The following is a 1,342-nucleotide window of genomic DNA, read 5'->3' as shown; positions in this document are numbered from 1 at the left end:
TGAGGTTCACCCCGGGTCGTGGACACCGAGTTAGCAGGATCAGCTGTCCTGTTGGAAGGATGTCCTCATGTCTTCTCGCAAGCGCCGGTCGTACACGGCGGAGTACAAGGTCGAGGCTGCTCATCGCGTGATCGATTCCGGCCGGACGATCGCGGAGGTAGCCCGCGAGCTGGGCATCGATCCGGGCATGTTGAGCGTCTGGGTCAAAGACGAACGGCGCCGGATCACCGCGGCCGAGGTCCACGGCGAGAAACCCTTGGAGGCGGCCGAGCGGGCCGAGTTGCTGCGCCTGCGCGGGCAGGTGGCCGAGCTGGAGAAGGACAACGCCTTCTTGGTAAAAGCTTCGGCGTACTTTGCCGCGATGCAGAAGAACCGGCACGGTTCGCTCTGATGGCCAAGTACGCCGACCCCGACGACATCGCCGAAACCTCCTCCGCTTCTCCGCGGCGCACGCGGTTCTCGGTCCGGCGCATGGCGCGGCTGCTGGGCGTGTCGAGGGCGGGCTACTACGCGCACGCCAGACGCGTCGCGGCGACGGTGCTGACGCCGCGGCAGCAGCGCCGGGCCGACCTCGAGGTGAAGATCGCCCAGGCGCACCGGGACTCGAGCGGAACCTACGGGTCGCCGCGGATCACCGCCGAGCTGCGCGACCGCGGCGAGGCGGTGACGGCGAAGACCGTCGCCAAGATCATGGCCTCGATCGGGATCGAGGGCATCAGCCCGCGCACGTTCAAGGTGCGCACGACGGTGGCCGATCCGGCCGCGTCGTTCCCGCCGGACCTGGTCGACCGCGCATTCGACCGGGGCCGACTGGACGCGGTCTGGCTCACCGACATCACGTATCTCACGTGCGGCGAGGGCGACATGTTCCTGTGCGCGATCCGGGACGGCCATTCCCGGAAAGTGTTGGGCTACAGCGTATCCGACCACATCAGCGCCGAAATGGTCACCGACGCCATCGACGACGCGGTGGCCGCGCGCGGCGGCAGATGCCGCGGCACGATCCTGCATTCCGACCGCGGCGGCGAGTTCACCGCGCACCTGACAGCGGCTGCGTGCTTCCGGCACGGGCTGCGCCGGTCGATGGGCGCGACCGGGATCTGCTGGGACAACAGCCCCGCGGAATCGTTCTGGTCGACATTCAAACACGAGCAATACTACCGACACGCCTACGCCGCGAAGACAGAACTCGTTGCGGCGATTGACAAATGGATCAGCTTCTATAACAGTGTGCGGCGGCACTCCGCAATCGGGATGCTCAGTCCCGACAACTTCGAGCAGTCACTCCGGTCGGCTGCCTGAACCCTCGTAAGCCCCTGTCCACCGTTCGGGGTGAACCTCA

General features: G+C 66.8%; 2 protein-coding genes. Both read left to right on the top strand.

Annotation, left to right across the window (positions count from 1 at the left end):
• Nucleotides 1-67 precede the first annotated feature (67 nt).
• Nucleotides 68-391: a transposase gene (locus EIZ44_RS44400; RefSeq protein WP_134734613.1), complete on the top strand. Its 324-nt coding sequence runs from the start codon at nt 68-70 to the stop codon at nt 389-391.
• Nucleotides 391-1,302 carry an IS3 family transposase gene (locus EIZ44_RS44395; protein WP_134734612.1) on the top strand — a complete coding sequence of 304 codons (912 nt, stop codon included), beginning with the start codon at nt 391-393 and terminating at the stop codon, nt 1,300-1,302. Before EIZ44_RS44400 ends, EIZ44_RS44395 begins: the two co-directional genes overlap by 1 nt.
• Nucleotides 1,303-1,342 lie beyond the last annotated feature (40 nt).

This window comes from Amycolatopsis nivea (assembly GCF_004522235.1).
GTDB lineage: Bacteria > Actinomycetota > Actinomycetes > Mycobacteriales > Pseudonocardiaceae > Amycolatopsis > Amycolatopsis nivea.
This window is presented reverse-complemented; position numbering and strand designations above follow the sequence as displayed.

Bases quoted from the DNA above. Each gene is read 5' to 3' on its own strand.
- EIZ44_RS44400 (WP_134734613.1), top strand. From the start codon at position 68: ATGTCTTCTCGCAAGCGCCGGTCGTACACGGCGGAGTACAAGGTCGAG.
- EIZ44_RS44395 (WP_134734612.1), top strand. From the start codon at position 391: ATGGCCAAGTACGCCGACCCCGACGACATCGCCGAAACCTCCTCCGCT.